Genomic DNA, 23,997 nt, shown 5'->3' on the forward strand with positions numbered 1-23,997 from the left:
GACCGATCCCGGTCCTCACGAGTTCAGATAGGTGAGGACGGCCAGAACCCGCCGGTGGTCACCGTCGCTCGGGGCCAGGCCGAGCTTCAGGAAGATGTTGCTGACGTGCTTCTCCACGGCACCGTCGCTGACCACCAGCTGCCGCGCGATCGCCGAGTTGGTCCGGCCCTCCGCCATCAGCCCGAGCACCTCGCGCTCCCGGGGGGTCAGCCCCGTCAGCACGTCCTGCTTGCGGCTGCGGCCGAGCAACTGCGCGACCACCTCCGGGTCCAGCGCCGTACCGCCCTCGGCGACCCGCACCACCGCGTCCACGAACTCCCGTACGTCCGCGACCCGGTCCTTGAGCAGATAGCCGACGCCCCGGCTGGATCCGGCCAGCAGCTCGGTGGCGTAACGCTCCTCCACGTACTGCGACAGCACCAGCACCCCGAGCCCCGGGTGCAGCCGGCGCAGCAGTACGGCCGCCCGGACCCCCTCGTCGGTGTGCGTCGGCGGCATCCGCACGTCCGCCACCACCACGTCGGGCAGCTCGTCCTGATCGGCCAGCTCGGAGATGGTCTTCACCAGCGCGTCCGCGTCGCCGACGCCAGCCACGACCTCGTGCCCCCGGTCGGTCAGCAGCCGGGTCAGGCCCTCCCTGAGCAGCACCGAATCCTCGGCGATGACCACCCGCACCCTGTCCTCCACGATCTCCTGGCCCCCCACAGCCCCGCCCCCCCCGTGTCCCTGCGGCGGCATCCGTCCGTGCCGTCGCGCGGAGGACCAGCATTCCAGGATTCGTGCCGGACCGCCGCCGTACCGGGGCAGAGCGCCGGGTGTCCTCAGCCGCGCCAGGGCAGTTCCGCGATCACCCGGGTGGGGCCGCCCGCCGGGGAGTCCACCAGCAGGACGCCGTCCACCGCGTCCAGGCGCGCGGTGAGCCCGGCCAGCCCGGAGCCCCGGGAGGCGTCGGCGCCGCCCACGCCGTCGTCGGTCACCTGGAGCATCAGCCGGTCCGCGGTCCGCCACACGTCGACGGCGGCCGTCCGGGCCCCGCTGTGCTTGCTGATGTTCTGGAGCAGTTCGGAGACGGTGAAGTAGGCGATGCCCTCGATGGCCTCCGCGGGCCGGGCCGGCAGGTCCACGGTCACCTTCACCGGCACCGTGCAGCGGGAGGCGACGGCCGACAGGGCCGCGTCCAGGCCGCGGTCGGTCAGTACGGCCGGGTGGATGCCGCGGGCGAGGTCGCGCAGCTCCTGGAGGGCCAGCTTCACCTCGCCGTGGGCCTCCTCGACCATCGCCGCGGCCGTGTCCGGGTCCTCCCGCAGCTTCTCCTTGGCCAGCCCCAGGTCCATCGCCAGGCCGACCAGCCGGGCCTGCGCCCCGTCGTGCAGGTCCCGCTCGATGCGCCGCAGGTCGGCGGCGGCCGTGTCGACCACGGTCCCGCGGTCCGACTCCAGCTCCTCCACCCGCGCCGACAGCGGCGACCGCCCGAGCAGCCCGCGCACCAGCAGCCCGTCCACGGTGGTCAGGGCCCGGACGAGCCAGGGCGTGACCAGCGTGAACACCAGCCCGACCAGCGCGGTCACGCTGATCTCGAACGGGTTGTCGAGGTAGACGCTGTGGTGGGCGTCGCCGTACAGCTGCAGACCGCCCTCGCCGGCGTACGCCGGGAACACCCAGAACCACAGCGGATAGGTCAGCAGCGCCCAGCCGCAGGTCCAGAAGGTCAGCGCGACCGAGAAGGCGAACACCGCCCACGGGAACAGCACCAGCGCGTACAGCGCGTGCCGCCAGGAGGCGCCGCTCTTGAGCAGCGCGACCGTCCACGCCGCCACGCCCGGCCTGCGCGGCCGCAGCGGCTCCGGGTCGGCCACCTCCAGGCCGAGCAGCCGGCGCGCCCGCGCCCGCTCCAGCACGCCGAAGCCCCGGCAGCCGGCCAGCGCCGCCGCCAGCACCGGGATGCCGAGGAAGGTCACCAGCAGGCCCGCACCGAGCGCGAGCATCGTCACCGTCCACGAGAACAGCACGGTCGCGATCGGCAGGCCCAGCAGCACGTACCCGAACTCGCGCAGGCTGCGCCCCTCGACGGGGGCCCGCAACGCGGCGGGCAGCCGGTGGTGCGGCTCACTGCGGTGGGCGTACCCCTGTCCGTACTCCGTGGCCATCGCTGTCGTCCCGTTCTCGTCGTCCTGGCGGCGGTTCAGCCGTGCGTCCAGGGTCGTCCGCCCCGCGTCCGCGCGACATGGAGTCCGTCGGCGTCTTGAGCGGGGGGTTTTCCCCACCCCGGGCGTTCGGGAGGTGAGGGGTGCGGGTCGTACGGTCCCCCGGGCGTCCTGGAGCGGTTCAGGCCGTACGGTCCCGCCACGGCAGTTCCGCCGTGACCACCGTCGGGCCGCCGGCCGGGGAGTCGACCACGAACAGGCCGTCCACCGCGCCCAGCCGGTCCGCCAGGCCCCGCATCCCGCTGCCCCCGTCCAGCCGGGCGCCGCCCCGCCCGTCGTCACGGACCTGGAGGATCAGCCGGTCCGCGGTCCGCCACACGTCGACGGCGGCCGTCCGGGCCCCGCTGTGCTTGCTGATGTTCTGGAGCAGTTCGGAGACGGTGAAGTAGGCGATGCCCTCGATGGCCTCCGCGGGCCGGGCCGGCAGGTCCACGGTCACCTTCACCGGCACCGTGCAGCGGGAGGCGACGGCCGACAGGGCCGCGTCCAGGCCGCGGTCGGTGAGCACGGCCGGGTGGATGCCGCGGGCGAGGTCGCGCAGCTCCTGGAGGGCCAGCTTCACCTCGCCGTGGGCCTCCTCGACCATCGCCGCGGCCGTGTCCGGGTCCTCCAGCAGCTTCTCCTTGGCCAGGCCGAGCCCCATGGCCAGGTTGACCAGCCGTGCCTGGGCGCCGTCGTGCAGGTCCCGTTCGATGCGGCGCAGGTCGGCGGCCGCGGTGTCGACCACGATCCCGCGGTCGGACTCCAGTTCGGCGATACGGCGCTCCAGCTCGTCCGAGGGCGACAGCAGCCCCCGCACCATCGCCCGGTCCAGGTTCGCCATGACCCGCGCGAGGTACGGCAGCACCGGCCACAGCACGAACAGCGAGGTCAGCACGGTGCAGAAGGTGAGGATGCCCCAGGGCAGCCGGATCGCGTCGTACAGCAGGGTCCGCCAGCCCACCGGGTCCTTCAGCGCCATCCACAGCCGCTGCACCGCCCCGCCGCCCTTGGCGATCGGCAGCGGCGACGGCTCCGCCACCCGCACCCCGAGCAGCTTCCGGGCCCGGGCCCGCTCCAGCTTGCCCAGCTGCCGGGCGCCCAGCAGGCCGAGTGCGAGCAGCGGGAGACCGATCACGGTGAAGGTGAGGGCGCCGCCGGTCACCACCACGGTCAGCGCGTACGTGAACCCGAACACCGCCACCGGCAGGTTCAGCAGGAGGTACGCGATCTCCTTCCAGGTGTGCGCGTCGTAGGCGGGCCGGGGCGGGGGCAGCCGGTGCAGGTCGTCGGATCCGTCGTGTTCGTCGGTGCCGTCGGACGGGCCGGCGGCGGGGCGGGGAGCGGTCATGCTGATCAGCGTGCCGTGCGGGACACCCCTCACGCCATGCGGTACGCCTGCCTCCGGTGCCGGGGGAAAACCCCACCCCGACCGGGCCCGGCCGTCTCACTGCCCGACGGGCTGCTTACCCGTTCTTTATCAGGGCCTAGACTCCCGTGCGTACAGATCCTCGAATCGCGTAGCGACACAGAGTTCACTTATTCACTGAGGTCACGAGGTCAGGGAGCGAGGAACGGACCGTGCGGGAGACGTTGGGGGACCCGTCGTTCGCCGCGGCGAGCGTCGTCGCGGCCGGATATTTCCGGTCCTACTCGGTGGTCGGGCTGCTCGCCCTCATCGGCGTGCTGTTCGTCGCGGTCGCCTTCGGCGCGGGCCGCCTGCTGCGCCCGGTCGTGCCGACCCCCGAGAAACTGCTGACCTACGAGTGCGGTGTGGACCCCGTCGGCGAGGGCTGGGCGCACACCCAGGTCCGCTACTACGTCTACGCCTTCCTGTACGTGATCTTCGCGGTCGACTCGATCTTCCTGTTCCCCTGGGCGACGGTCTTCGCCGCCCCCGGCTACGGCGCGACGACCCTCGTGGAGATGTTCATCTTCCTCGGCTTCCTCGCCGTAGGCCTGCTGTACGCATACAAGAAGGGCGTCCTGGCATGGACGTGAACCCCTCAGTGCCCGAGTCGGTGCCCGAGCCCGTCCTCCTGCCGGAGCCGAAGCGGCTGGGCGCCCTCGCCCGGCTGGCGCCCGAGCCGATGAAGGTGGTCCTGAACTGGGGCCGCCGCTACTCGCTCTGGGTGTTCAACTTCGGCCTCGCGTGCTGCGCGATCGAGTTCATCGCCGCGTCGATGGCCCGCCACGACTTCATCCGGCTCGGCGTGATCCCGTTCGCACCGGGCCCCCGCCAGGCCGACCTGATGGTGGTGTCGGGCACGGTCACGGACAAGATGGCCCCGGCCGTCAAGCGCCTGTACGAGCAGATGCCAGAGCCGAAGTACGTCATCTCCTTCGGCGCCTGCTCCAACTGCGGCGGCCCCTACTGGGACTCCTACTCCGTCACCAAGGGCGTCGACCAGATCATCCCGGTGGACGTCTACGTCCCCGGCTGCCCGCCCCGCCCCGAGGCGCTGCTCCAGGGCATCCTCAAGCTCCAGGAGAAGATCGCCCGCGAGTCGCTGGGGGAGCGGTACGGCAACGAGGCCGCCCGGCCGTCCGCCGCCGCGCTGCAGAGCGGACTGGTGCAGCCGCCGGCCCCGGCCGGTGAGGGAGGCACGCGATGAGCACGCCCGCCGGCTGGCTGCCCGCCCCCGCGGAGGACCTCTTCGGCCCGCAGGCGGTGGCCGAGGAGTCGTACGAGGTGCTGACCGTGGACGTACCGCCGTCCGCCTGGCTCACCGCCCTGGAGACGGCCCGAACGACCCTGTCCTGCACCTACTTCGACTGGCTGAGCGCGGTCGACGAACCGGGCACCGGCTTCCGGGTCGCCGCGCACGTCGTCGCCCTGAACCCGGTCCGCCGCCTCCTCGTCCGTACGACGGTCCCGCACGACGCCCCCGCCCTGCCGTCCGCCGTCGGCGTCTACGCGGGCGCCGCCTGGCACGAGCGCGAGACCCACGAGATGTTCGGCGTCGTCTTCGAGGGCCACCCGGGCCTGGAGCACCTCCTCCTCCCCGAGAACTTCGAGGGCCACCCGCTCCGCAAGGACTTCGTCCTCGCCGCCCGCGTCGCCAAGGCCTGGCCGGGCGCCAAGGAACCCGGCGAGTCCGAGCACGGCGGCCCCAAGCGCCGCCAGATGCTGCCGCCGGGCGTACCGGACCCCAACGAGTGGGGCCCCCTCAAGGGCCAGCTCCCGCCTGCCCCGGCCCGCCCGGCCAGGGCGGCGGCCCGCCCGGCGGGGGACCGCCCGGTACGGCGCACCCGCACGGCCTCGGAGGGCTCGGCCGGCCAGGCGGCTCAGCAGGCGGCGAAGGCCGGTGCCGGTGCCGGTACTGATGCCGGTGCCGGCGCGGCTGCTGGTGCCGGTGCCGGTGTTCCCGGCCGCCTCCGTCGGGCGCGGAGCGCGAGCGAGGGCTCGGTGAGCCAGGCGGCGGCGCGGGAGGACGCGGCGACCCGCAAGCAGGCCGCGACGGAGGGGGACGCCACCCGTGCGGCAGCGGAGGGTCCGACGGAAGGGCCGTCCGCCGAGGCCTCGGTGGCGCACGAGCCCGCCCCGGCGCCCGCACCCGCCCGGCCGCGCCGCGCACGCAGCGCCTCGGAGGGCTCGGCCACCCAGCGGACGCAGGCGACGCCGGGGCCGACCTCGCCGGAGCCGACGGAGCCTGCGGGAACCGTGGAACCGACGGAGCCTGCGGAGCCGACGGAATCCGCCCAACCGGCAGGACCGGCAAAGCGGGTGGAGCCGACGGAGCCGACGGGAACGGCCGGCGCCACCCGGCCTGCCCGGCGGAGCACCGCCCCGCGCAGCTCCGACGCCCCGTGGCACCACGCCCGCCCGGCGTTCACCGAGCCGGAGCCCGAGCCCGAGCCGGAGCCGCAACCGAAGCAGCAGCCGGAACCGCAGCCGGACCAGGAGCAGGTGCCCGAGCCGGAACAAGCACCCGCCTCCGAGTCGCGCCCCGGCGCCCCCGAGGAACCCTCAGGCTCCGAGGCGTCGCAAGCCCCGGAAACGCCCAAGAGTCCCGACACCCGCAACAGTCCCGAACCCCCCGACGACCCCTCAGGAGGCCCGCAGTGAACGGCGCGCTGGACGTCGCCCTGCGACTCCTGGTCGTGTTCGTCGTCTTCCTCACCTTCCCCCTGATCGTGGGCCAGACCGAGCACAAGGTGATGGCCCACATGCAGGGCCGCCTCGGCCCGATGTACGCCGGCGGCTTCCACGGCTGGGCCCAGCTGATCGCGGACGGCGTCAAGTTCGCGCAGAAGGAGGACGTGGTTCCGGCGGGCGCCGACCGCCGCGTCTTCCAGCTCGCCCCCGCCGTGGCCCTGCTGCCGTACCTCCTCGTCCTCCTGGCCATCCCCATCGGCCCGAGCGAGGGCGCCGTCGGCCAGGTGCTCGACGCCGGCGTGTTCTTCGTACTCGCGGTGATGGGCGTGGGCGTGCTCGGCTCGCTGATGGCCGGCTGGGCCAGCGCCAACAAGTTCTCCCTGCTCGGCGGCCTGCGCACGGCCGCCCAGCTGCTCGCCTACGAACTGCCGATGCTGCTGGCGGCGGCCTCGGTCGCGATGGCGGCCGGCACGGTCTCCTTGCCCGGCATCCTGCACGCCTTCCACTGGTGGTGGGTGCCGTGGCAGATCGTCGGCGCGGTCGTCTTCTTCGTCGCCGGACTCGCCGAGCTGCAACGCCCGCCGTTCGACATGCCGGTCGCCGACTCGGAGATCATCTTCGGCGCGTACACCGAGTACACCGGCCTGCGCTTCGCCCTGTTCCTGCTCGCCGAGTACGCCGGCATCGTCGTCCTGTGCGGCCTGACCACCGTCCTCTTCCTGGGCGGCTGGCACGGTCCGTGGGGCGCCGACGGCCTCGGCTGGGTGTGGACCCTGCTGAAGACCGCGATCCTCGCGTTCCTGGTCATCTGGCTCCGCGTGACCTACCCGCGGCTGCGTGAGGACCAGCTCCAGAAGCTCTCCTGGACGCTCCTCGTCCCCCTGTCCCTCGCCCAGATCGCCCTCACCGGCATCGTCAAGGTGGTGATCAGCTAACCATGGCTGTGCCGTCCCCACCCTCCCGTCCCCGCATTCCTGGCAGTGGCCTCGCCAAGGGGCTGGCCGTCACCCTGCGCACGATGACGCGGAAGCACGTCACCGAGCAGTACCCCGACGCCCTGCCCGAACTGCCGCCCCGCACCCGTGGCGTGATCGGCCTGTTCGAGGAGAACTGCACGGTCTGCATGCTGTGCGCCCGCGAGTGCCCCGACTGGTGCATCTACATCGACTCCCACAAGGAGACGGTCCCGCCCGCCACCCCCGGCGGCCGCGAGCGCAGCCGCAACGTGCTCGACCGGTTCGCGATCGACTTCTCGCTGTGCATGTACTGCGGTATCTGCATCGAGGTCTGTCCTTTCGACGCCCTGTTCTGGTCCCCGGAGTTCGAGTACGCCGAGACCGACATCCGCGACCTCACCCACGAGCGGGACAAGCTCCGCGAGTGGATGTGGACCGTCCCGGCCCCGCCCGCCCTGGACCCCGGCGCGGAGGAGCCCAAGGAGATCGCCGCCGCCCGCAAGACCGCCGAGAAGCTGGCCGCGGCCCAGGCCGAGCCGGCCGATCCGCAGGAGGGTGCGTCGTGACGCTCGCCGCAGCAACGGCCACCGTGGGCGCCGCCGACCCGCACGGCTTCCTCTCACCGACCGGCGTCGAGATCGCGTTCCTGCTGGTCGGCCTGGTCACCCTCGGCGCTGCGCTCGTCACCGTCACCACCCGGCAGCTGGTGCACGCCGCCCTGTGGCTGGTGGTCGCGCTCGGCGGTCTCGCCGTGGAGTACCTGCTGCTCACGGCCGAGTTCATCGCCTGGGTGCAGGTCCTTATCTACGTCGGTTCCGTCGTCGTCCTCCTCCTGTTCGGCCTCATGCTCACCAGGGCCCCCATCGGCCGCTCCCCGGACGCCGACTCCGGCAACCGCTGGGCCGCCCTGGCCGTCGCCGTCGCCGCCGCGGTCGCCCTGGTGTGGGTGGTCGTCGACGCCTTCCGGACCACCTGGATCGACCTGGACGGCCCGGCCGCCGGCACCACCGAGGTCACCGGTGCCAGCCTGTTCCGGCACTGGGTACTGCCCTTCGAGGCGCTGTCCGTGCTGCTCCTCGCCGCCCTGGTCGGCGCGATCGTCCTGTCCCGCAAGGCCAAGGCCGACGCCGCCGGCGCGGTTCCCGGGAAGGAAGGCGCCCGCTGATGCACCTCGCCTACCCCGCCGTACTCTCCGCCCTCCTGTTCTGCACCGGCCTGTACGGCGTCCTCGCCCGCCGCAACGCCATCCTGGTCCTGATGTCGGTCGAGCTGATGCTCAACGCCGTCAACCTCAACCTGGTCGCCTTCGACGTCTGGCTCAGCCGGACCGCCAAGGAGACCCTGCACTCCGGCCAGGCGCTGACCCTGTTCACCATCGCCATCGCCGCCGCCGAGATCGGCATCGGCCTGGCGATCGTGCTCGCCGTCTACCGCAACCGCGGCACCTCCGACATCGACAAGCTCCGCGACACCGCCGAGGGCCCCGAGACCGAGGGCCCCGACACCCCCGCGGCCGAGAAGGCTGAGGCCACCGCGTGACCACGACCACCCTCGCCGTCCTCGTCCCCCTCCTGCCGTTCCTCGGCGCCGCGGCCGGGCTGCTCCTCGGCCGCACCGCGCCCGGGTTCGTCCGACCGCTCGCCGTGCTGCCGCCGCTGGCCTCGCTGGTGCTGGCCGCGCTGGTCGCCGTACGGCAGGGCGGCGGCACGGCCGTCGACGCCCACACCGAGCTGACGCCCACCGGCTCGGTGCCGATCGAGCTGGCCCTGCACATCGACGGCTTCGCCGCGCTCGTCGCCGTCCTGGTCGCCTTCGTCGCGACCTGCGTGCAGATCTACTCCACCGGCTACCTGCGGGACGACCCCCGCTACCCGTCGTACGCCGCTCTCGTCTCCCTGTTCACCTCCGCGATGCTCCTGGTCGTCTACTCCGGCGACCTGATCGTGCTGCTGGTCGGCTGGGAAGTCATGGGCATCTGCTCCTACTTCCTGGTCGGCCACTACTGGGAGACCCCCGAGGCCCGCGCCGCCTCCCTGAAGGCCTTCCTGGTCACCAAGCTCGGCGACGTGCCGTTCCTCATCGGCCTGTTCGCGCTGGCCGCCGACGCCGGGTCGTTCCGCATCACCCGCGTCCTCGGTACCGTCGCGAGCGGCGGCATCACCCACCCCACCGTGATCGCCCTGCTGCTGCTCGCGGGCGTCGCGGGCAAGTCGGCGCAGTTCCCGCTGCACACCTGGCTCCCGGACGCGATGGCGGGCCCGACACCCGTCTCGGCGCTGATCCACGCCGCGACGATGGTCGCCGCCGGTGTCTACTTCATCGCCCGTCTCCTCCCGCTCTTCGAGGCCTCCCAGGCCGCGATGGTGGTCCTCGCCGTCATGGCCGCCGTGACCATGACCGGCTCGGGTCTGGCCGCGCTCGCCCAGGACGACATCAAGCGCGTCCTCGCCTACTCGACGATCGGCCAGCTCGGTTACATGACCGGCGCCCTCGCCGTCGGCGACCGCGGTGCCGCCGTCTTCCACCTCCTGTCCCACGGCGCCTTCAAGGCGCTGCTGTTCCTCGCGGCCGGCGCGGTCATCCACGCCGCCGGCACCAACTCGCTGGCCGCCATGTCCCGCATGCACGGCCTGCGCGACCGGGTCCCGGACGCGTACTGGACGATGACCGTGGCGCTGCTTGCGCTCGCCGCGATCCCGCCCTTCAGCGGCTTCTTCTCCAAGGAGTCCGTCCTCGGCGCCGCCGAGCACGTGACCTCCGGCCACACCGAGCACGCCCCCGGCGCGGCCGGCTGGATCGTCCTCGTCGCCGGCCTGGTCACCGCCCTGCTCACCGCCGCGTACGCCGCCCGGCTGTGGCTGCTGGCCTTCCGCGGCCGGGGCGCCGAGGCCCCCGACCACGGCCGCCAGCCGCTGACCATGACGGTGGTGCTCTGGGTCCTGGCCGTCCCCTCCCTCGCCTTCGGCGGGCTCGCCTACCGCTCGCTGCCCGGCTGGTTCGACGGCCGCGACCTGACCCCGACCCTGCTCACCTCGATCCTCGGCACGGGCCTCGCCCTGGTCGGCGGACTGCTCACCTACGGCGCCTGGCAGCGCACCGCCGCGCTCGCCGCCCGGGTCCCGCTCGGTGCGGTCGCCGCCCACCCCGAGGGGGACGCCGGCCTGGTCGAGGCCGAGGCCATCGCCACCCACGAGCCGGCCTACGGCGACATCGCCTACGCCCCCGACCCGGCCGACCCCGGACGGCTGCTGCTCGGCCCGCTGCACCGGCACGCGGCCGCCGGCTTCCACCTGGACGCCGTGTACTCGGCGCTGTTCGTCCGCCCGGTCCAGGCCGGAGCGAGTCTCGTCCGGTTCCTCGACCGCGAGGTCGTCGACACCTACGTCCACGGTGCCGCCGCCCTGCCCCGGCTGCTCGGGGCCGCCGTACGGCGCGCCCAGACCGGCAATGTCCAGACCTATGTGAGCGCGCTGCTCGCCGGCACCGTCGTCCTGGCGGTCGCCGTCCTCCTCGTCGCCACGGGAGCGTGAGCAGGCGTGATCGATATCAACGAGTCCGTGATGCAGTTCCTTCTGGCGTTCGTCGTCGTCGGCCCGCTCCTCGGCGCCGCCGCCGCTCTCCTGCCCGCCCCGCCCGGACTGAAGGGGAAGTCACCCGAGCTGGCCGTCCTCCGGCACGGCGTGACCGTCACCGGCGTGGTCCTCGTCGCCGCGATCGTCCTCGCGCTCGGCTTCGACCACGACCATCCGTCGAAGATGCAGGCCACGACCGACATCAGCTGGATCCCCGCGCTCGACGTGCGGATCCACCTCGGCATCGACGGCATCTCCCTCCCCCTTCTGGTCCTGACCGCGCTGCTGACCTTCCTCTGCGCGCTCTACTCGTACTTCAAGGCGCCTTCGGGCCCGGCCCCGAAGGCGTTCGTCGCCCTGCTGCTCCTGCTCGAGTCCGGCACCCTCGCGACCTTCGCCGTCCTCGACCTGCTGCTGTTCTTCCTCGCGTTCGAGATGGTGCTCATCCCGATGTACTTCCTCATCGCCCGCTGGGGCGGCGAGGGCCGGACCCGGGCCGCGTGGAAGTTCATCCTGTTCACGCTGCTCGGTTCCGTGGTCATGCTGCTCGGCCTGCTCCTGATCGGAATCAAGGCGGGCACGTTCGACATGGTGGCACTCGCCACTGACAACGGCCGGTCGCTGACCACATCCGTGCAGGTCATCGCGGTTCTGGCGATCGGGATCGGGCTGGCGGTGAAGACGCCGATGTGGCCGCTGCACAGCTGGCTGCCCGACGCCCACACCGCCGCCCCGACCGTCGGCTCGGTCCTGCTGGCCGGCGTCCTGCTGAAGATGGGTACGTACGGGTTCGTCCGGATCCTGCTGCCGATCGCGCCGCACGGCTTCCACACCTTCGCGCCGTACCTCGCCGCGCTCGCCGTCGTCGGGATCATCTACGGATCCCTGGCCTGCCTGGCCCTCGCCAAGCAGGGTGCGAAGGGCGACCTCAAGCGCCTGATCGCCTACTCCTCCGTCGGCCACATGGGCTTCGTCCTGCTCGGCATCGCCACCATGACCCCGACCGGCGTCAACGGCGCCCTGTTCGCCAACATCGCCCACGGCCTCATCACCGGCCTGCTCTTCTTCCTGGTCGGCGCGCTGAAGGACCGCACCGGCAGCACCGACCTCGACACGCTCGCCGAGAAGACCGGGGCCGCGCTGTACGGCAGGGCCCCGCGCCTCGGCGGCCTGCTCGCCTTCGGCGCCGTCGCCTCCCTCGGCCTGCCCGGGCTCGCCGGGTTCTGGGGCGAGATGCTCGCGCTCTTCGGCGCGTTCCGGCCCGGCGCCGACCTCAGCCGGCCCGCCTTCCTCACCTTCATGGCGATCGGCGCGTTCGGCACCCTGCTGACCGCCGCGTACATGCTGATCGTGGTCCGCCGCGTCTGCATGGGCGGCGCGGAGCGGGAGGTACCGAAACTCGCCGACGTGCACGGGTACGAGTTCGCCGCCTGGACTCCGCTCGTCACCCTCACCGTCCTCGCCGGACTGTGGCCGAGGGCCCTGCTCGGCCTGACCGACCCGGCCGTGCAGCAGCTCCTCGCAGGAGGCACCCGATGAGCGCCCAGCCGCTTGCCGAGTCGCTGGTCCAGTCCGTCGACTGGCTCGCGATCGCCCCGCCCACCCTCGCGGCCGTCGTGGCGCTAGCCGTCCTCGTCGCCGACCTGTTCGTGCCGGAGTCCCGCAAGGCCGTGCTCGGCTGGGTCTCGGTGGCCGGGCTCGCCGCGGCGACCGCGCTGCTGATGCCCCTCCTGGACGGCGACCGCAGCACCTTCTGCACCGGCGGCCACGCGCGCGCGTGCAGCTACACCGCCGACCACTTCACCCTCGTCATCCAGTTCCTGGTGCTCGGCGGCGCCCTGCTCGCGGCCCTGCTCTCCGTCACCCACCTGGACGACGAGCGGCGCCGCGTCCCGGCCGGGGAGTTCTGGTTCCTGCTGCTGTCCTCGGCGGCCGGAGCCGCCCTGCTGCCCGCGTCCCGGGACCTCGCCACCCTGATCGTCGCGCTGGAGGTCGCCTCCCTGCCCGCCTTCGCCCTCGTCGGCATCCGGCACGGCGACAAGCGGTCCTCCGAGGCCGCCCTGAAGTTCTTCCTGTCCTCGGTCACCGCCACCGCGGTCAGCCTGATGGGCATCAGCTTCGTCTACGCCTCCACCGGCACCCTCTATCTCACCCAGGTCGCCCAGCGCCTGCCGCACGTCGACGGGCAGCTGCACACCCTCGCCCAGACCGGCGTCGTCCTCACCCTCGTCGGCTTCGCCTTCAAGACGGCCGCCGTGCCCTTCCACTTCTGGGTGCCCGACACCTACGTGGGCGCGCCCCTGCCCGTCGCCGCCTACCTGTCCGTCGTCGGCAAGGCGGTCGGCTTCTCGGGCCTGATCCTCGTCACCGTCGTCGCGTTCCCCTCGTACGCCGACGTGTGGGGCCCCGCGCTCGCCGCCCTGGCCGCCCTGACCATGACCGTCGGCAATGTCGCCGCCCTGCGCCAGCAGGCCACGCGCGCGTACAGCGCCGTACGGCTGCTCGCCTGGTCCTCCGTCGGTCAGGCCGGCTACCTGCTGGTGCCGATCGCCGCCGCCGGATACACCGAGGACGCCCAGAAGGCGATCGGTTCCACGGTCGCGTACGCCCTGATGTACGCCGCCGTGAACCTCGGCGCCTTCGCCGTGGCCGCCCTGGTGGGCCGTGGCCGCATCCTGAACCGGATCAGCGACTACCGGGGCCTGTACGCCACCAACCCGCTCAGCGCGCTCCTGCTGGCCTTCTTCCTGCTGTGCCTGGCCGGGCTGCCGCCGGGTGTCATCGGCCTGTTCGCCAAGGTCACCGTGTTCTCGGCGGCCGTCGACGCCGGTCTCGGCTGGCTCGCCGTCGTCATGGCCGTCAACGTCGTGATCGCCCTCTTCTACTACCTGCAGTGGACGGCCCTGCTGTTCCGCGCCCCCGAGGGCGAGCCCGCCCGGCACCGCGTTCCGGCCCCCCTCACGGCCGCGCTCGCCCTGACCGGCGTCCTCGGCGTCGCCCTGTCCGGGGCACCCCAGCTGGTCCTCCGCTTCGCGGCCACCGGACTGTTCTGAGGAGTCGTCAGGCGCGCGTGGGGCACCCGTGCCACCACGCGCGCGTGGCCGAACCCGCACGTCACCCGGGCAGCCCACGCGCGCCGCCGTACCCGTCGGGGAACTCGTGGCAGCCGCCTGGCGTTGTCAACAGCGGGAGGGTCCACTGGATCAGAGTGTTCCCCAGCTGCACGATTTGGAGGGCGCACCGTGCACCGCCGGCACAACGGGCTCAGGACCGCCGTACTCCTCGGGGGACTGTCCGCACTCATCATCGTCATCGGCAGCTTCTTCGGCCGGACGGGACTGATCGTCGCGGTCCTGGTCGCCCTGGGGACGAACGCGTACGCGTACTGGAACAGCGACAAACTGGCGCTGCGCGCGATGCGCGCCCGCCCGGTCAGCGAGTTCGAGGCCCCGGCGCTGTACCGGATGGTGCGGGAGCTGTCCACGCAGGCCCGCCAGCCCATGCCCCGGCTGTACATCTCACCGACGGAGGCCCCCAACGCCTTCGCCACCGGCCGCAACCCGCGCAACGCGGCGGTGTGCTGCACCGAGGGCATCCTGCGCCTGCTGGACGAGCGCGAACTGCGGGGCGTCATCGGCCACGAACTGAGCCACGTCTACAACCGGGACATCCTCATCTCCTCCGTCGCCGGCGCACTCGCCTCGGTGATCATGTTCCTGGTGAACTTCGCCTGGCTCATCCCGATCGGCCGCTCGGACGACGACGACGGCCCCGGCCTGTTCGGCATGCTGCTGATCATGATCCTCGGCCCGCTCGCCGCCAGCCTGATCCAGCTGGCCATCAGCCGTTCCCGGGAGTACGAGGCGGACGCCTCCGGCGCCCAGCTCACGGGCGACCCGCTCGCCCTGGCCAGTGCGCTGCGTAAGCTGGAGACGGGCACCCAGCAGCTTCCGCTGCCGCCCGAGCCCCGGCTCGAGACGGCAAGCCACATGATGATCGCCAACCCCTTCCGCCCGGGGCAGGGGCTGTCCAAGATGTTCTCCACCCACCCGCCGATGGCGGAGCGCATCGCCCGCCTGGAGAAGATGGCAGGACGCCCGTGAAGACCATCCTGAACGTCATCTGGCTCGTCCTGAGCGGCTTCTGGCTGTTCCTGGGGTACCTGGCCGCCGGCGTCCTGCTGTGCATCACGGTCATCGGCATCCCCTTCGGCCTCGCCGCCTTCCGCATCGGCATCTACGCCCTCTGGCCGTTCGGGTACACGACGGTCGAGCGGCGCGACGCGGGCGCGCCGTCCTGCGTGGGCAACGTCCTGTGGCTGCTCCTGGCCGGCTGGTGGCTGGCGCTCGCCCACATCGCCACCGGCATCGCCTTGTGCATCACGGTCATCGGCATCCCGTTCGGCGTGGCCAACTTCAAGCTGATCCCGGTCTCCCTGCTGCCGCTCGGCCGCGAGATCGTCCGCACCGACCAGCCGTTCGCGAGCCGCTGACCGAGTCGCCGTCGCCGAGCCGCCATTGCCGAGTGGCCATCGCCGAGCCGCCGTAGCCGAACCGTCGCACGCACGCACGCGCGTACGTGCACGTACGCGCACGTACGCGTGCCGCCTCCGACGGCGGTGCCGACGGGCGCCCCGAGCGCGTCACGCCCCACGCCGGCCGGCCCACCACCGCCGTACGCCGTAGGCCGACCCGCCCGCCGCGAGCACGCCCGCACCGACGGCCACCGCTGTCGCGGGCAGCGCGAACGCCAGCGTGGCGCAGCCCAGCAGCCCCACCGCGGGCACCACGCGGGAGCGTCGGGCCGGGCTGAGCGTCCAGGCGGAGGCGTTGGCGACGGCGTAGTAGGCGAGCACACCGAACGACGAGAAGCCGATCGCCCCGCGCACGTCGACCGTGGCGGCCAGCACCGCGACCATCGCGCCCACGGCGAGCTCCGCCCGGTGCGGCACCCGGAACCGCGGGTGCACGGCCGCCAGCGCGCCCGGCAGATGCCCGTCCCGGGCCATGGCGAGCGTCGTCCGGGACACCCCGAGGATCAGCGCGAGCAGCGAGCCCAGCGCGGCCACCGCCGCCCCGGCCCGCACCACGGGCACGAGCCCCGGCGCCCCGGCCGCCCGCACGGCGTCGGCCAGCGGCGCCGCCGCGTTCCCGAGCCGGTCCGGGCCGAGGACCGCGAGCACCGCGACGGCCACGCACGCGTACACCACCAGAGCGATGCCCAGAGCCAGCGGGATGGCCCGCGGGATCGTCCGCGCGGGATCGCGCACCTCCTCGCCGAGGGTGGCGATCCGCGCGTACCCGGCGAAGGCGAAGAACAGCAGGCCGGCCGCCTGCAACACTCCTGCGGCCCCCGACGACAGGCCGACGTCCAGCCGCCCGGCGTCGGCTCCTCCGGAGGTCAGGCACACCACGACCACGGCCGCGAGAACGGCCAGGACGACGGCCACGACCGCCCGCGTCAGCCAGGCCGACTTGTGGATCCCGCCGTAGTTCACGGCGGTCAGGGCCACCACGGCCGCGACCGCCACGGCGTGCGCCTGTCCCGGCCACACGTAGGCGCCCACGGTGAGCGCCATGGCCGCGCAGGAAGCCGTCTTGCCGACCACGAAGGCCCAGCCGGCGAGATAACCCCAGAAGGCGCCGAGCCGCTCTCTGCCGTACACGTACGTCCCGCCGGAGGCCGGGTAGCGGGCGGCGAGCCGGGCCGAGGACGTGGCGTTGCAGTAGGCCACCAGGGCGGCGACGGCGAGCCCGGGCAGCAGCCCGGACCCCGCCGCGCGCGCGGCCGGGCCCGGAGCGGAGAAGACGCCGGCGCCGACCATCGAGCCCAGGCCGACGACCACGGCGTCCCGCACGCCGAGGGTGCGGCGCAGACCGGGATCGGTACGTGTCATGTGCAGCACCCTAGTGAGGGCGGCAACCGGCGGACGGACCCGTGACGTCCTCTTCATCGACACGGCACGAACACGCGCGCGACGGACGGCGGCTCCCACCGGAATCCCAGTGACCCGTCAGTGCGGACACAGCGCGGAAGGGCAGGTTCACGGCATGAGCATCATCGGTTGGATCATTCTGGGACTGCTGGCCGGAGCCATCGCCAAGGTCCTGCTGCCGGGACGTGACCCGGGCGGCTTCATCGGTACGACCCTCATCGGCATCGCGGGCGCGTTCATCGGGGGCTGGATCTCGGCCCGCTGGCTGGACCACCCGGTCAGCAAGCACTTCTACGACGGCGCCACCTGGGCCGCGGCCGTCGGCGGCTCCCTGGTGCTGCTGATCGTCTACCGGATCCTGTTCGGCAACTCGCGCGACTGAGCGGCGCGGCGGCGCGGAGCGCGGGAGCACGGAAAGGGTGGGCACCGCCGGGTGCCCACCCTTGTTCTCTGTTCGGCTCGCCCGGTCCTACCGGTAGTTCACGAACTGCAGCGCGAAGTCGAAGTCCTTGCCCTTGAGGAGGGCGATGACGGTCTGGAGGTCGTCGCGGCTCTTGGAGCTGACGCGCAGCTCGTCACCCTGGACCTGGGCCTTCACGCCCTTGGGGCCCTCGTCGCGAATGATCTTCGCCACCTTCTTGGCGTTCTCCTGGGAGATGCCCTCCTGGATCGACGCGAAGATCTTGTACTCCTTGCCGGAGAGCTGCGGCTCGCCCGCCTCCAGCGCCTTCAGCGAGATGCCGCGCTTGATGAGCTTCGACTGGAAGACGTCGAGGATGGCCTTCACCCGGTCCTCGGAGTTCGCCTCCATGAGGATCTTTTCACCGGACCACGAGATCGAGGCCCCCACGCCCTTGAAGTCGTAGCGCTGCGAGATCTCCTTGGCGGCCTGGTTGAGGGCGTTGTCGACCTCCTGCCGCTCGACCTTCGAGACGATGTCGAAACTGGAGTCGGCCATGTCCTGTGGCTCCTTGTATCGGGGTGCGAATCGGGTGCGTGCCGGCGTGCGCGGCGGCGACCGCCGGGCCCGGTGGAGCACCGGGCCGCATCCGCACCAGCCTAGCCACCCCGGGCCTCGCGGGTGGAGATCAATGGGGTGGCGAAGCACCCCTGTCGATCGGGTATTGTTTACGTCGTTGCCGGGGAACACCGCCGATGGCGGGTTCGGAACGGCAGCACTACCCGGCGGTGTGCCCGAGCGGCCAAAGGGAGCAGACTGTAAATCTGCCGGCTCAGCCTTCCCAGGTTCGAATCCTGGCGCCGCCACACGGGAACGAAGGGCCCGTGACCTGTTGCAACAACAGGTCACGGGCCCTTCGTCATGCACCTTGGTCGTCAGTCGACCGTCTCACTCCGTCTCGCGTCGAACGCCCCGTCCTGGGATGCGCGTGGCCGTGAGGAGTCGACAGGGACGGTCTGGCCGGTGTACGCGGCCGGAAGTCCGATAAGTGCCTGTCGGGTCTTCCTGGCCCGATGATCTGATCGACTCGAAGCTGGGTTGGCGTCAGACCACCACGGCCACCGGGAGTACGACGGCGTCGAGTTCGAGACGGGCGTGCCGAGGCCGGAGATCAGCGAACCGCGTCTCGGTGTGGGCCGAGGGGCACGCGTAAGGGACGCGAGCAGACGGCCACCGCACATACGGCGTGGACGTGCTGATCAGCAACACCGGGCCCGGCCTGCTCGGCGCTCTCGTCCATCTCCCCGGCGGTCCTGGTGAACGAGCATCAGCACCAGCCTTCCGGCGATCCGCACTGCGATGTGATCGTGGATCTCACCGACTACTGACCCGCGCGCGTCCAGGCCTCCCGGGAGCCGTCTGCCGGCCGTCCGAGGAAGACCTGGGCAGCCGATGAGCCGGCGGCAGCCCCTGACGACGCGCCGCCGCACGGGGTCTTCGTCGTTGTAGCCGGGTGCGGGTGCTCGCGCTTCTCCGCGAGGACACTAGAATCGAACGTGTGAACGATGACCGTCCGCTGACGCGTCTCGACATGCTGCGGTTCGCCCGCCGCGTCGTCGAACACCAGGCTGCCCGGCAGCTTGCGTTGATGGACCGGTGGATCGCCGACGAGGAGCGCCGGGAGGCCGAGCGGCAGCGCCGTCTCGCCGCCCGGCAGGCTGCTCCGGAATGGGCGATCGAGCGTGGTCTGAACGGCCGGAGCGCGGTCTACGTCCACGTGGGCGGCTGTACGGGCGCCGGCGGGCGGGCGAAGGGCGTCGGCCGGGAGCAGGCGGTACGGGCCCTCACCGACGGAGGTGTCCCCGCGTGCCCGCTGTGCCGGCCGGACACCGCGCTGGGGATTCTCGAATGACCGGCCCGGGTGCGGGCCCGGCCGGTCCGGATGATGCTGGAGCCATGGCCGGGAAACGTCCCATCGTCGTGCAGCTGCCGTCCCCGACCGGCGGTCGCCGGGTGCGGGTGGACGGCGAGATCCTCGGCCTCGCGCACAACGTGCGGGACCTGGTGGAGTTCCTCCGCCGGGCCGGGCTGGAGATCGAACCCGAGGACGTCGCCGACTCGCCGCTGATCGACTGGCGCGGAGTGGGCCCCGAGCGGTGGGAGGCGGAGACCCGGACCTGACACGCCACCGGTTCCACCCGGGCACAGGCGCACCCACGGTCCGCCGCGGGCACACTGGCGGCATGTCCTCCCGACGCAGAACCTGTCCCGTGTGCCGCCGCGAGATCGCCGTCGTCGCGGGCCGCTTCGCACGGCACGACCCGCCCGGCGCGCGGGAGACCGGCGAACTCGTCTCCTGCGCCGGGTCACGGCAGCCGGCACAACTCGGGGCGGCGCAGCCCTCATTGGACGGCTACGCCGTGCCGGACTTTCCCGGGCAGCTGCCGCTCTTCTGACTCGTGACGGGCCGACAGCGCGGCGGGCGGTCGCTGCGGACCCGTCCGACGGCTCGTCAGCGGACGGACGGAGCGGGCGTGCGGCCGGTTCGACAGGTCAACGACCGGCGGCCGGCCTCAGTTCCCGGCCACCGACTTCACCGCGACCGACACCGGCGTCGAACCACTGATCAGCTCCAGCGTGAGACCGGCCGTCGCCGGTGTGTCCACCAGCTCCGCGAGGACGGCCGCCACGTCGTCCCGCGGGATCGCGCCGCGCCCGGTGTGCGCCTCCAGCCGGACCAGACCGGTGCCCGCGTCGTTCGTCAGCATGCCCGGGCGCAGGATCGTCCAGTCCAGGGCCTCCTGCCGGGTGACGTACGCGTCGGCCTCGCCCTTGGCACGCTGGTACACGTCGAACACGTCGTCCCCCTGGTGCGTTGGATCCGCGCCCATCGAGGACACCACCAGGAAACGGCGTACGCGCGCGCGTACGGCGGCGTCCGCGAACAGCACCGCCGCGCCCCGGTCCACCGTGTCCTTGCGGGCCGCGCCGCTGCCCGGGCCCGCGCCGGCCGCGAAGACCGCCGCGTCCGCGCCCTGCAGATGCGCCGCGACCTCTTCCACCGAGGCGGATTCCAGGTCGAGCAGGACCGGTTCGGCACCCGCCGCCCGAAGATCGTCGCCCTGTTCGAGGCTGCGGATGATGCCCGCCACCTCGTCCCCGCGCGCGGAGAGCAGACGCTCCAGCCGCAGCGCGATCTGACCATGACCACCAGCGATGACAATGCGCATGATTCCGACCGTACGCCCGAAGGGGCGCATCCGCCGCACGAGTTAACCGGCGCAGGTGGGGCCGGGCCTGCCGGGCGCGCACCTGCGCCGACGCGCCTCCCGGTTACGAACCCGGCGCGCACCCCGCTTCACGCGCCCGGCGCGTGCGCGGCAGCAGGCGCCGGCGTACGCAAGAGACCTCACGACTGCCGACCGGACCTCACGAGTGCCGGCCACCCCACCGACCCCACCGGCCCCACCCACCCCGCTTCACGCGCCCGCGCCCAGCCAAGACTCTCAGCGCCCGCGCCCCACAAGGACGCCGGCAGGCCCCGCGCACCCCGGACCGCACCACCCCACAGGTCCTCCCACGCCCAGTTCCACGCTCACGACAGCTCCCCCCGCCCCTGCCGCGGCAACCCGAGCTCCGCGGCCGCCGCCGAGTTGCAGTACTCGCGTACCGCGCTCGTACGGGCCACCACCCGCCCCCGGTGCACCACGATCCGGCTGTAGGCCAGGGAGAGCGCGCCGGCCAGATGGTCGCCGCGTACGGCCAGCAACTCGGCCGGGAAGCCCGCCTCCACGCGGACCTCCGGGAAGCCCAGCACCGCGCGCGCCGAGGCGCTCACGGTGTCGTAGGCGTCCTCCGGGCGCAGGCCGTGGGCGGAGGCGAGGAGGTATGCGGCCTCCAGGGGGTCACCGCGGCCCACGGGGTTCGAGACGTCGCGCAGGGCGCCGCTGCCGGCCGCCACCCGCACCCCGGCCGCGCGCAGCAGCCGTACCGGGGCCGTGCCCCGCCGCTCGGCGCCGCCACAGCCGCCCTGGGGCAGGCACACGACCGTCACGCCGGCCGCCGCGAGCTGGTCGGCGGCACGGGCGGCGACCTCGGCGGGCAGGCGCGCGAGACCGGCGCACGGTCCGATCGTCACACCGGGGCGCAGGCCCCCCGCCATGGCCGCGAGCCGGGACAGCCGGGCCGGGTCGGCGGCGTCCGTGTGCAGGTCCACCGGGCAGCCGTGTTCGGAGGCCACCTCCAGGACCGCCTCCACGTAGCCGGTGGGGTCAGGATCCAGGTCGGGGCAGCCGCCCACCACGGAGGCGCCCATCTTCACCGCGTCCCGCAGCATCACCAGCCCGTCGGCGCCGGCCGCCCCGGTCAGCAGCCGGGGCATCGCCACCGTCGTCAGCTCCGCCAGCCCCCGCAGCGACCGCCGCGCCTGGAGCACCGCGCCCAGCGCGCCGAGTCCTTGGACATCCCCCACGCGCACGTGCGTGCGGAGCGCCGTCGTCCCGTGGCCGAGCTGCAGCAGGGCCGCCTCCGTGGCCCGGCGCTGGACGTCCTCGGGTGCGTACGAAGCCGGGCCGGGGCGTTCCGCGGACAGGGCGGTGTCGCCGTGGGCGTGCGGTTCGGCCGGGGCCGGCAGCAGCAGGTAGCCGCTCAGGTCCACGCGCGTGACGCCCGTCCGGGCCGGCCCCGGGGCGAGGCTGCCGGTGGTGCCGACCGCCTCGATGCGCCCTCCGCCCAGCCGTACGTCCACGGTCCGGCCGTCGGTGAGCCGCGCTCCGCAGAGCAGGGTGGCGGCCGGGTCGGACGATCCCGAGGACCACGGCGAGTTCGACGGCGGGGGCGACTGGCTGTCGGGCATCGCGCTCCAGGATGGGGGCCGGGGGCTCGGGCGGATCGGCGTGAGGGGTCCGGGGCCGTGACCGGCCCATGATCACGCAGAGTGAGTCGAGCCTAGGGCGGCGACCCGCGCGCGGCGCGCAGGAGCGCAATAGTCGTACCGGCGTGGTCCGCCCCAGGCGTACGCAGGTCGCCCGCGCGCGTGACGGGACGGACAGCCCCGGCCGGCTCCGGTCGCAGGGACACGGCAGGTCTCCCGCGCGCGTGGCGCTCTGTGCCGTCGGCGCGCACGCGTACGCGCGCGTGCAGTCGCCGGCGACGGGCCGCGCCGGGGGCTCGCGGGACCGCCGGGAGGCCTGCGACGAGGGGTGCGGCGGGCGGCGGGATACGGATTTGGGTGAACGGCGGCAGACCGTGTAATGTCTTCATCGCTCGCCCCAATAGCTCAGTCGGCAGAGCGTCTCCATGGTAAGGAGAAGGTCAACGGTTCGATTCCGTTTTGGGGCTCTGGTGTGAGAGGTTCCCGCCGCGAGGCGGGAGCTGATCTCATCAAAGCGGTGTAGCTCAGTCGGTAGAGCAAGCGGCTCATAATCGCTGTGTCACCGGTTCAAGTCCGGTCACCGCTACTGACAGTAGCCGATTGCGGGGTCGGTCCTTCGATCGGCTACTCTTTCTTGCGTTGAATTAGTCCACCTGTTCGTCTTAGGAGCACTCACGTGGCTGCCACCGACGTCCGCCCGAAGATCACGCTGGCCTGCGTGGAGTGCAAGGAGCGGAACTACATCACCAAGAAGAACCGGCGTAACAACCCGGACCGTCTTGAGATGAAGAAGCACTGCCCGCGTTGCAACGCGCACACCGCGCACCGCGAGACGCGATAAAACAGGCTCGTCCGTGAGGCCGTCCCCTTCCGAGGGGGCGGCCTCACGGCGTTTTCCGCTGCCCGGCACCCACGGGGCCCCACCGCCCCCGTGCGCATTCCATGACTGGTTTCCCGCTAATTTGGGGCCATCACAGCAGAGATCAGGAGGTGCCGGGCCATGGCGCTCGACCAGTCCTTCGTGGGACGGACCTACCCGCCCACCGCGCCCTATGAGGTGGGCCGGGAGAAGATCCGGGAGTTCGCCGAGGCGGTGGGCGAGACCAACCCGGCGTACACGGATCCCGAGGCCGCCAAGGCGTTCGGTCACCCCGACGTGATCGCCCCGCCGACCTTCGTGTTCTCCATCACCTTCCGGGCCGCCGGACAGGTCGTCCAGGACCCGCAGCTCGGGCTGGACTACAGCCGCGTGGTGCACGGTGACCAGAAGTTCGCCTACACCCGCCCGGTCCGCGCCGGCGACCGGCTCACGGTCACCTCCACGATCGAGGGGATCAAGTCCCTCGCGGGCAACGACATCCTGGACATCCGCGGTGAGGTGCACGACGAGGCCGGCGAGCACGTCGTGACCGCCTGGACCAAGCTCGTGGCCCGTGCGGCCGAGGAGGCGTGAGGACCCGATGACGGCGAACATCGCGTACGACGACGTCGAGGTCGGCACCGAGCTGCCGGCCCGGACCTTCCCCGTGACCCGCGCCACGCTGGTGCGCTACGCGGGCGCGTCCGGGGACTTCAACCCGATCCACTGGAACGAGAAGTTCGCCAAGGAGGTGGGCCTGCCGGACGTGATCGCGCACGGCATGTTCACCATGGCCGAGGCGATCCGTGTGGTCACCGACTGGACCGGGGACCCGGGCGCGGTCGTGGAGTACGGCGTCCGCTTCACCAAGCCCGTCGTGGTCCCGAACGACGACCAGGGTGCCCTGATCGAGGTCAGCGGCAAGGTCGCGGCCAAGCTGGACGACAACACCGTCCGGGTGGACCTGACGGCCATGAGTGGTGGCCAGAAGGTGCTGGGCATGTCCCGGGCGGTCGTACGACTCGCCTGAGGGCCGTAGTACGGCGGTAAGGGGCGTCCTCACGGGAGGGCGCCCCTTACGCGTGCCCCTCGGCCCACGCCGAGCGAGGTTCGCTGATCT

Annotated in this window: 26 protein-coding genes and 3 tRNA genes; 22 read left to right on the forward strand and 7 right to left on the reverse strand. The window is 72.6% G+C overall.

All coding sequences use genetic code 11. From position 1 onward, the window contains the following. Nucleotides 1-15: 15 nt before the first annotated feature. The 3 genes from S1361_RS23155 to S1361_RS23165 all read right to left on the reverse strand — a co-directional run bounded on the left by S1361_RS23155 (nucleotide 16) and on the right by S1361_RS23165 (nucleotide 3,534). Nucleotides 16-687 (reverse strand): response regulator transcription factor, encoded by a 672-nt coding sequence (locus tag S1361_RS23155; RefSeq protein WP_208033715.1) that lies wholly within the window; start codon nucleotides 685-687, stop codon nucleotides 16-18. A gap of 134 nt (nucleotides 688-821) precedes the next feature. Next, on the reverse strand, nucleotides 822-2,147 hold the full coding sequence (locus S1361_RS23160) for a sensor histidine kinase (protein ID WP_208033716.1): 1,326 nt from the start codon (nucleotides 2,145-2,147) through the stop codon (nucleotides 822-824). A gap of 178 nt (nucleotides 2,148-2,325) precedes the next feature. Next, nucleotides 2,326-3,534, reverse strand: a complete 1,209-nt coding sequence (locus S1361_RS23165; RefSeq protein WP_208033717.1) for a sensor histidine kinase — start codon at nucleotides 3,532-3,534, stop codon at nucleotides 2,326-2,328. 230 nt (nucleotides 3,535-3,764) lie between these two features. Between S1361_RS23165 and S1361_RS23170 the strand changes: the two genes are divergently transcribed. The 12 genes from S1361_RS23170 (at nucleotide 3,765) to S1361_RS23225 (ending at nucleotide 15,302) form a co-directional block, all read left to right on the forward strand. Then, the gene (locus tag S1361_RS23170; RefSeq protein ID WP_208033718.1) at nucleotides 3,765-4,184 is read left to right on the forward strand and encodes an NADH-quinone oxidoreductase subunit A; all 420 of its coding nucleotides are present in this window, start codon (nucleotides 3,765-3,767) and stop codon (nucleotides 4,182-4,184) included. Beyond that, complete coding sequence (locus S1361_RS23175) at nucleotides 4,175-4,798, forward strand: NADH-quinone oxidoreductase subunit B (RefSeq protein ID WP_208033719.1); 624 nt, start codon at nucleotides 4,175-4,177, stop codon at nucleotides 4,796-4,798. The genes S1361_RS23170 and S1361_RS23175 overlap by 10 nt, the downstream gene beginning before the upstream one ends. After that, complete coding sequence (locus S1361_RS23180) at nucleotides 4,795-6,252, forward strand: NADH-quinone oxidoreductase subunit C (RefSeq protein ID WP_208033720.1); 1,458 nt, start codon at nucleotides 4,795-4,797, stop codon at nucleotides 6,250-6,252. The genes S1361_RS23175 and S1361_RS23180 overlap by 4 nt, the downstream gene beginning before the upstream one ends. Next, nucleotides 6,249-7,217, forward strand: a complete 969-nt coding sequence (locus tag S1361_RS23185) for a complex I subunit 1/NuoH family protein (protein ID WP_208033721.1) — start codon at nucleotides 6,249-6,251, stop codon at nucleotides 7,215-7,217. The genes S1361_RS23180 and S1361_RS23185 overlap by 4 nt, the downstream gene beginning before the upstream one ends. A gap of 2 nt (nucleotides 7,218-7,219) precedes the next feature. Then, nucleotides 7,220-7,804, forward strand: a complete 585-nt coding sequence (locus tag S1361_RS23190; RefSeq protein WP_208033722.1) for a NuoI/complex I 23 kDa subunit family protein — start codon at nucleotides 7,220-7,222, stop codon at nucleotides 7,802-7,804. Beyond that, on the forward strand, nucleotides 7,801-8,403 hold the full coding sequence (locus S1361_RS23195) for an NADH-quinone oxidoreductase subunit J family protein (RefSeq protein ID WP_208033723.1): 603 nt from the start codon (nucleotides 7,801-7,803) through the stop codon (nucleotides 8,401-8,403). Before S1361_RS23190 ends, S1361_RS23195 begins: the two co-directional genes overlap by 4 nt. Beyond that, on the forward strand, nucleotides 8,403-8,777 hold the full coding sequence (gene nuoK, locus S1361_RS23200; protein WP_208033724.1) for an NADH-quinone oxidoreductase subunit NuoK: 375 nt from the start codon (nucleotides 8,403-8,405) through the stop codon (nucleotides 8,775-8,777). Before S1361_RS23195 ends, nuoK begins: the two co-directional genes overlap by 1 nt. Then, nucleotides 8,774-10,768, forward strand: coding sequence for an NADH-quinone oxidoreductase subunit 5 family protein (locus S1361_RS23205; protein WP_208033725.1), 1,995 nt, complete (start codon nucleotides 8,774-8,776; stop codon nucleotides 10,766-10,768). The genes nuoK and S1361_RS23205 overlap by 4 nt, the downstream gene beginning before the upstream one ends. 6 nt (nucleotides 10,769-10,774) lie before the next feature. After that, nucleotides 10,775-12,349 (forward strand): NADH-quinone oxidoreductase subunit M, encoded by a 1,575-nt coding sequence (locus tag S1361_RS23210; protein ID WP_208033726.1) that lies wholly within the window; start codon nucleotides 10,775-10,777, stop codon nucleotides 12,347-12,349. Next, nucleotides 12,346-13,863, forward strand: coding sequence for an NADH-quinone oxidoreductase subunit N (locus S1361_RS23215; RefSeq protein WP_208033727.1), 1,518 nt, complete (start codon nucleotides 12,346-12,348; stop codon nucleotides 13,861-13,863). The genes S1361_RS23210 and S1361_RS23215 overlap by 4 nt, the downstream gene beginning before the upstream one ends. A gap of 189 nt (nucleotides 13,864-14,052) precedes the next feature. Continuing rightward, nucleotides 14,053-14,913 (forward strand): zinc metalloprotease HtpX, encoded by an 861-nt coding sequence (htpX, locus tag S1361_RS23220; protein ID WP_208033728.1) that lies wholly within the window; start codon nucleotides 14,053-14,055, stop codon nucleotides 14,911-14,913. Beyond that, a complete protein-coding gene (locus S1361_RS23225; RefSeq protein ID WP_208033729.1) occupies nucleotides 14,910-15,302 on the forward strand; it encodes a YccF domain-containing protein in 393 nt (130 codons plus the stop codon). The genes htpX and S1361_RS23225 overlap by 4 nt, the downstream gene beginning before the upstream one ends. Nucleotides 15,303-15,452: 150 nt before the next feature. Here the strand turns inward: S1361_RS23225 and S1361_RS23230 are convergent, their stop codons facing one another. Then, a complete protein-coding gene (locus tag S1361_RS23230) occupies nucleotides 15,453-16,706 on the reverse strand; it encodes an APC family permease (RefSeq protein WP_208033730.1) in 1,254 nt (417 codons plus the stop codon). A 154-nt stretch (nucleotides 16,707-16,860) separates the two neighbouring features. Between S1361_RS23230 and S1361_RS23235 the strand changes: the two genes are divergently transcribed. After that, nucleotides 16,861-17,127, forward strand: a complete 267-nt coding sequence (locus tag S1361_RS23235; protein ID WP_208033731.1) for a GlsB/YeaQ/YmgE family stress response membrane protein — start codon at nucleotides 16,861-16,863, stop codon at nucleotides 17,125-17,127. An 87-nt stretch (nucleotides 17,128-17,214) separates the two neighbouring features. On the opposite strand, the gene S1361_RS23240 is transcribed toward S1361_RS23235, so the two are convergent. Then, nucleotides 17,215-17,703, reverse strand: a complete 489-nt coding sequence (locus tag S1361_RS23240) for a YajQ family cyclic di-GMP-binding protein (RefSeq protein WP_208033732.1) — start codon at nucleotides 17,701-17,703, stop codon at nucleotides 17,215-17,217. 226 nt (nucleotides 17,704-17,929) lie between these two features. Between S1361_RS23240 and S1361_RS23245 the strand changes: the two genes are divergently transcribed. The 4 genes from S1361_RS23245 to S1361_RS23260 all read left to right on the forward strand — a co-directional run bounded on the left by S1361_RS23245 (nucleotide 17,930) and on the right by S1361_RS23260 (nucleotide 19,601). Further along, nucleotides 17,930-18,011: transfer RNA gene (locus S1361_RS23245), tRNA-Tyr, on the forward strand. A gap of 692 nt (nucleotides 18,012-18,703) precedes the next feature. After that, the gene (locus S1361_RS23250; RefSeq protein ID WP_208033733.1) at nucleotides 18,704-19,057 is read left to right on the forward strand and encodes a DUF6233 domain-containing protein; all 354 of its coding nucleotides are present in this window, start codon (nucleotides 18,704-18,706) and stop codon (nucleotides 19,055-19,057) included. 44 nt (nucleotides 19,058-19,101) lie between these two features. Continuing rightward, nucleotides 19,102-19,326: a hypothetical protein gene (locus S1361_RS23255; RefSeq protein ID WP_208033734.1), complete on the forward strand. Its 225-nt coding sequence runs from the start codon at nucleotides 19,102-19,104 to the stop codon at nucleotides 19,324-19,326. Nucleotides 19,327-19,388: 62 nt separating this feature from the next. After that, on the forward strand, nucleotides 19,389-19,601 hold the full coding sequence (locus S1361_RS23260) for a hypothetical protein (protein ID WP_208033735.1): 213 nt from the start codon (nucleotides 19,389-19,391) through the stop codon (nucleotides 19,599-19,601). Nucleotides 19,602-19,718: 117 nt separating this feature from the next. Here the strand turns inward: S1361_RS23260 and S1361_RS23265 are convergent, their stop codons facing one another. Continuing rightward, nucleotides 19,719-20,375, reverse strand: coding sequence for an SDR family oxidoreductase (locus S1361_RS23265; RefSeq protein ID WP_208033736.1), 657 nt, complete (start codon nucleotides 20,373-20,375; stop codon nucleotides 19,719-19,721). Nucleotides 20,376-20,740: 365 nt separating this feature from the next. After that, nucleotides 20,741-22,000: an amidohydrolase family protein gene (locus S1361_RS23270; RefSeq protein ID WP_208033737.1), complete on the reverse strand. Its 1,260-nt coding sequence runs from the start codon at nucleotides 21,998-22,000 to the stop codon at nucleotides 20,741-20,743. 412 nt (nucleotides 22,001-22,412) lie between these two features. On the opposite strand from S1361_RS23270, the gene S1361_RS23275 reads away from it, so the two are divergent. The 5 genes from S1361_RS23275 (at nucleotide 22,413) to S1361_RS23295 (ending at nucleotide 23,907) form a co-directional block, all read left to right on the forward strand. Then, a tRNA-Thr gene (locus S1361_RS23275) sits at nucleotides 22,413-22,485 on the forward strand. Between the two features lie 46 nt (nucleotides 22,486-22,531). Beyond that, nucleotides 22,532-22,604 (forward strand) — tRNA-Met (locus tag S1361_RS23280). A gap of 90 nt (nucleotides 22,605-22,694) precedes the next feature. Next, entirely contained in the window at nucleotides 22,695-22,859 is a 165-nt protein-coding gene (rpmG, locus tag S1361_RS23285; protein ID WP_003948671.1) for a 50S ribosomal protein L33, read from the forward strand. 159 nt (nucleotides 22,860-23,018) lie between these two features. Next, entirely contained in the window at nucleotides 23,019-23,471 is a 453-nt protein-coding gene (locus tag S1361_RS23290; RefSeq protein WP_208033738.1) for a MaoC family dehydratase N-terminal domain-containing protein, read from the forward strand. A 7-nt stretch (nucleotides 23,472-23,478) separates the two neighbouring features. Next, nucleotides 23,479-23,907, forward strand: a complete 429-nt coding sequence (locus tag S1361_RS23295; RefSeq protein WP_208033739.1) for a MaoC family dehydratase — start codon at nucleotides 23,479-23,481, stop codon at nucleotides 23,905-23,907. Nucleotides 23,908-23,997 lie beyond the last annotated feature (90 nt).

Source organism: Streptomyces cyanogenus (genome assembly GCF_017526105.1).
Classification (GTDB): Bacteria; Actinomycetota; Actinomycetes; order Streptomycetales; family Streptomycetaceae; genus Streptomyces; species Streptomyces cyanogenus.

Coding starts and splice junctions, on each gene's coding strand:
- S1361_RS23240 (WP_208033732.1), bottom strand. CDS start 17,703: ATGGCCGACTCCAGTTTCGACATCGTCTCGAAGGTCGAGCGGCAGGAG.
- S1361_RS23190 (WP_208033722.1), top strand. CDS start 7,220: ATGGCTGTGCCGTCCCCACCCTCCCGTCCCCGCATTCCTGGCAGTGGC.
- S1361_RS23165 (WP_208033717.1), bottom strand. CDS start 3,534: ATGACCGCTCCCCGCCCCGCCGCCGGCCCGTCCGACGGCACCGACGAA.
- S1361_RS23265 (WP_208033736.1), bottom strand. CDS start 20,375: ATGCGCATTGTCATCGCTGGTGGTCATGGTCAGATCGCGCTGCGGCTG.
- nuoK (WP_208033724.1), top strand. CDS start 8,403: ATGCACCTCGCCTACCCCGCCGTACTCTCCGCCCTCCTGTTCTGCACC.
- S1361_RS23175 (WP_208033719.1), top strand. CDS start 4,175: ATGGACGTGAACCCCTCAGTGCCCGAGTCGGTGCCCGAGCCCGTCCTC.
- S1361_RS23255 (WP_208033734.1), top strand. CDS start 19,102: ATGGCCGGGAAACGTCCCATCGTCGTGCAGCTGCCGTCCCCGACCGGC.
- S1361_RS23180 (WP_208033720.1), top strand. CDS start 4,795: ATGAGCACGCCCGCCGGCTGGCTGCCCGCCCCCGCGGAGGACCTCTTC.
- S1361_RS23270 (WP_208033737.1), bottom strand. CDS start 22,000: ATGCCCGACAGCCAGTCGCCCCCGCCGTCGAACTCGCCGTGGTCCTCG.
- S1361_RS23260 (WP_208033735.1), top strand. CDS start 19,389: ATGTCCTCCCGACGCAGAACCTGTCCCGTGTGCCGCCGCGAGATCGCC.
- S1361_RS23235 (WP_208033731.1), top strand. CDS start 16,861: ATGAGCATCATCGGTTGGATCATTCTGGGACTGCTGGCCGGAGCCATC.
- S1361_RS23295 (WP_208033739.1), top strand. CDS start 23,479: ATGACGGCGAACATCGCGTACGACGACGTCGAGGTCGGCACCGAGCTG.
- S1361_RS23160 (WP_208033716.1), bottom strand. CDS start 2,147: ATGGCCACGGAGTACGGACAGGGGTACGCCCACCGCAGTGAGCCGCAC.
- S1361_RS23290 (WP_208033738.1), top strand. CDS start 23,019: ATGGCGCTCGACCAGTCCTTCGTGGGACGGACCTACCCGCCCACCGCG.
- S1361_RS23230 (WP_208033730.1), bottom strand. CDS start 16,706: ATGACACGTACCGATCCCGGTCTGCGCCGCACCCTCGGCGTGCGGGAC.
- S1361_RS23215 (WP_208033727.1), top strand. CDS start 12,346: ATGAGCGCCCAGCCGCTTGCCGAGTCGCTGGTCCAGTCCGTCGACTGG.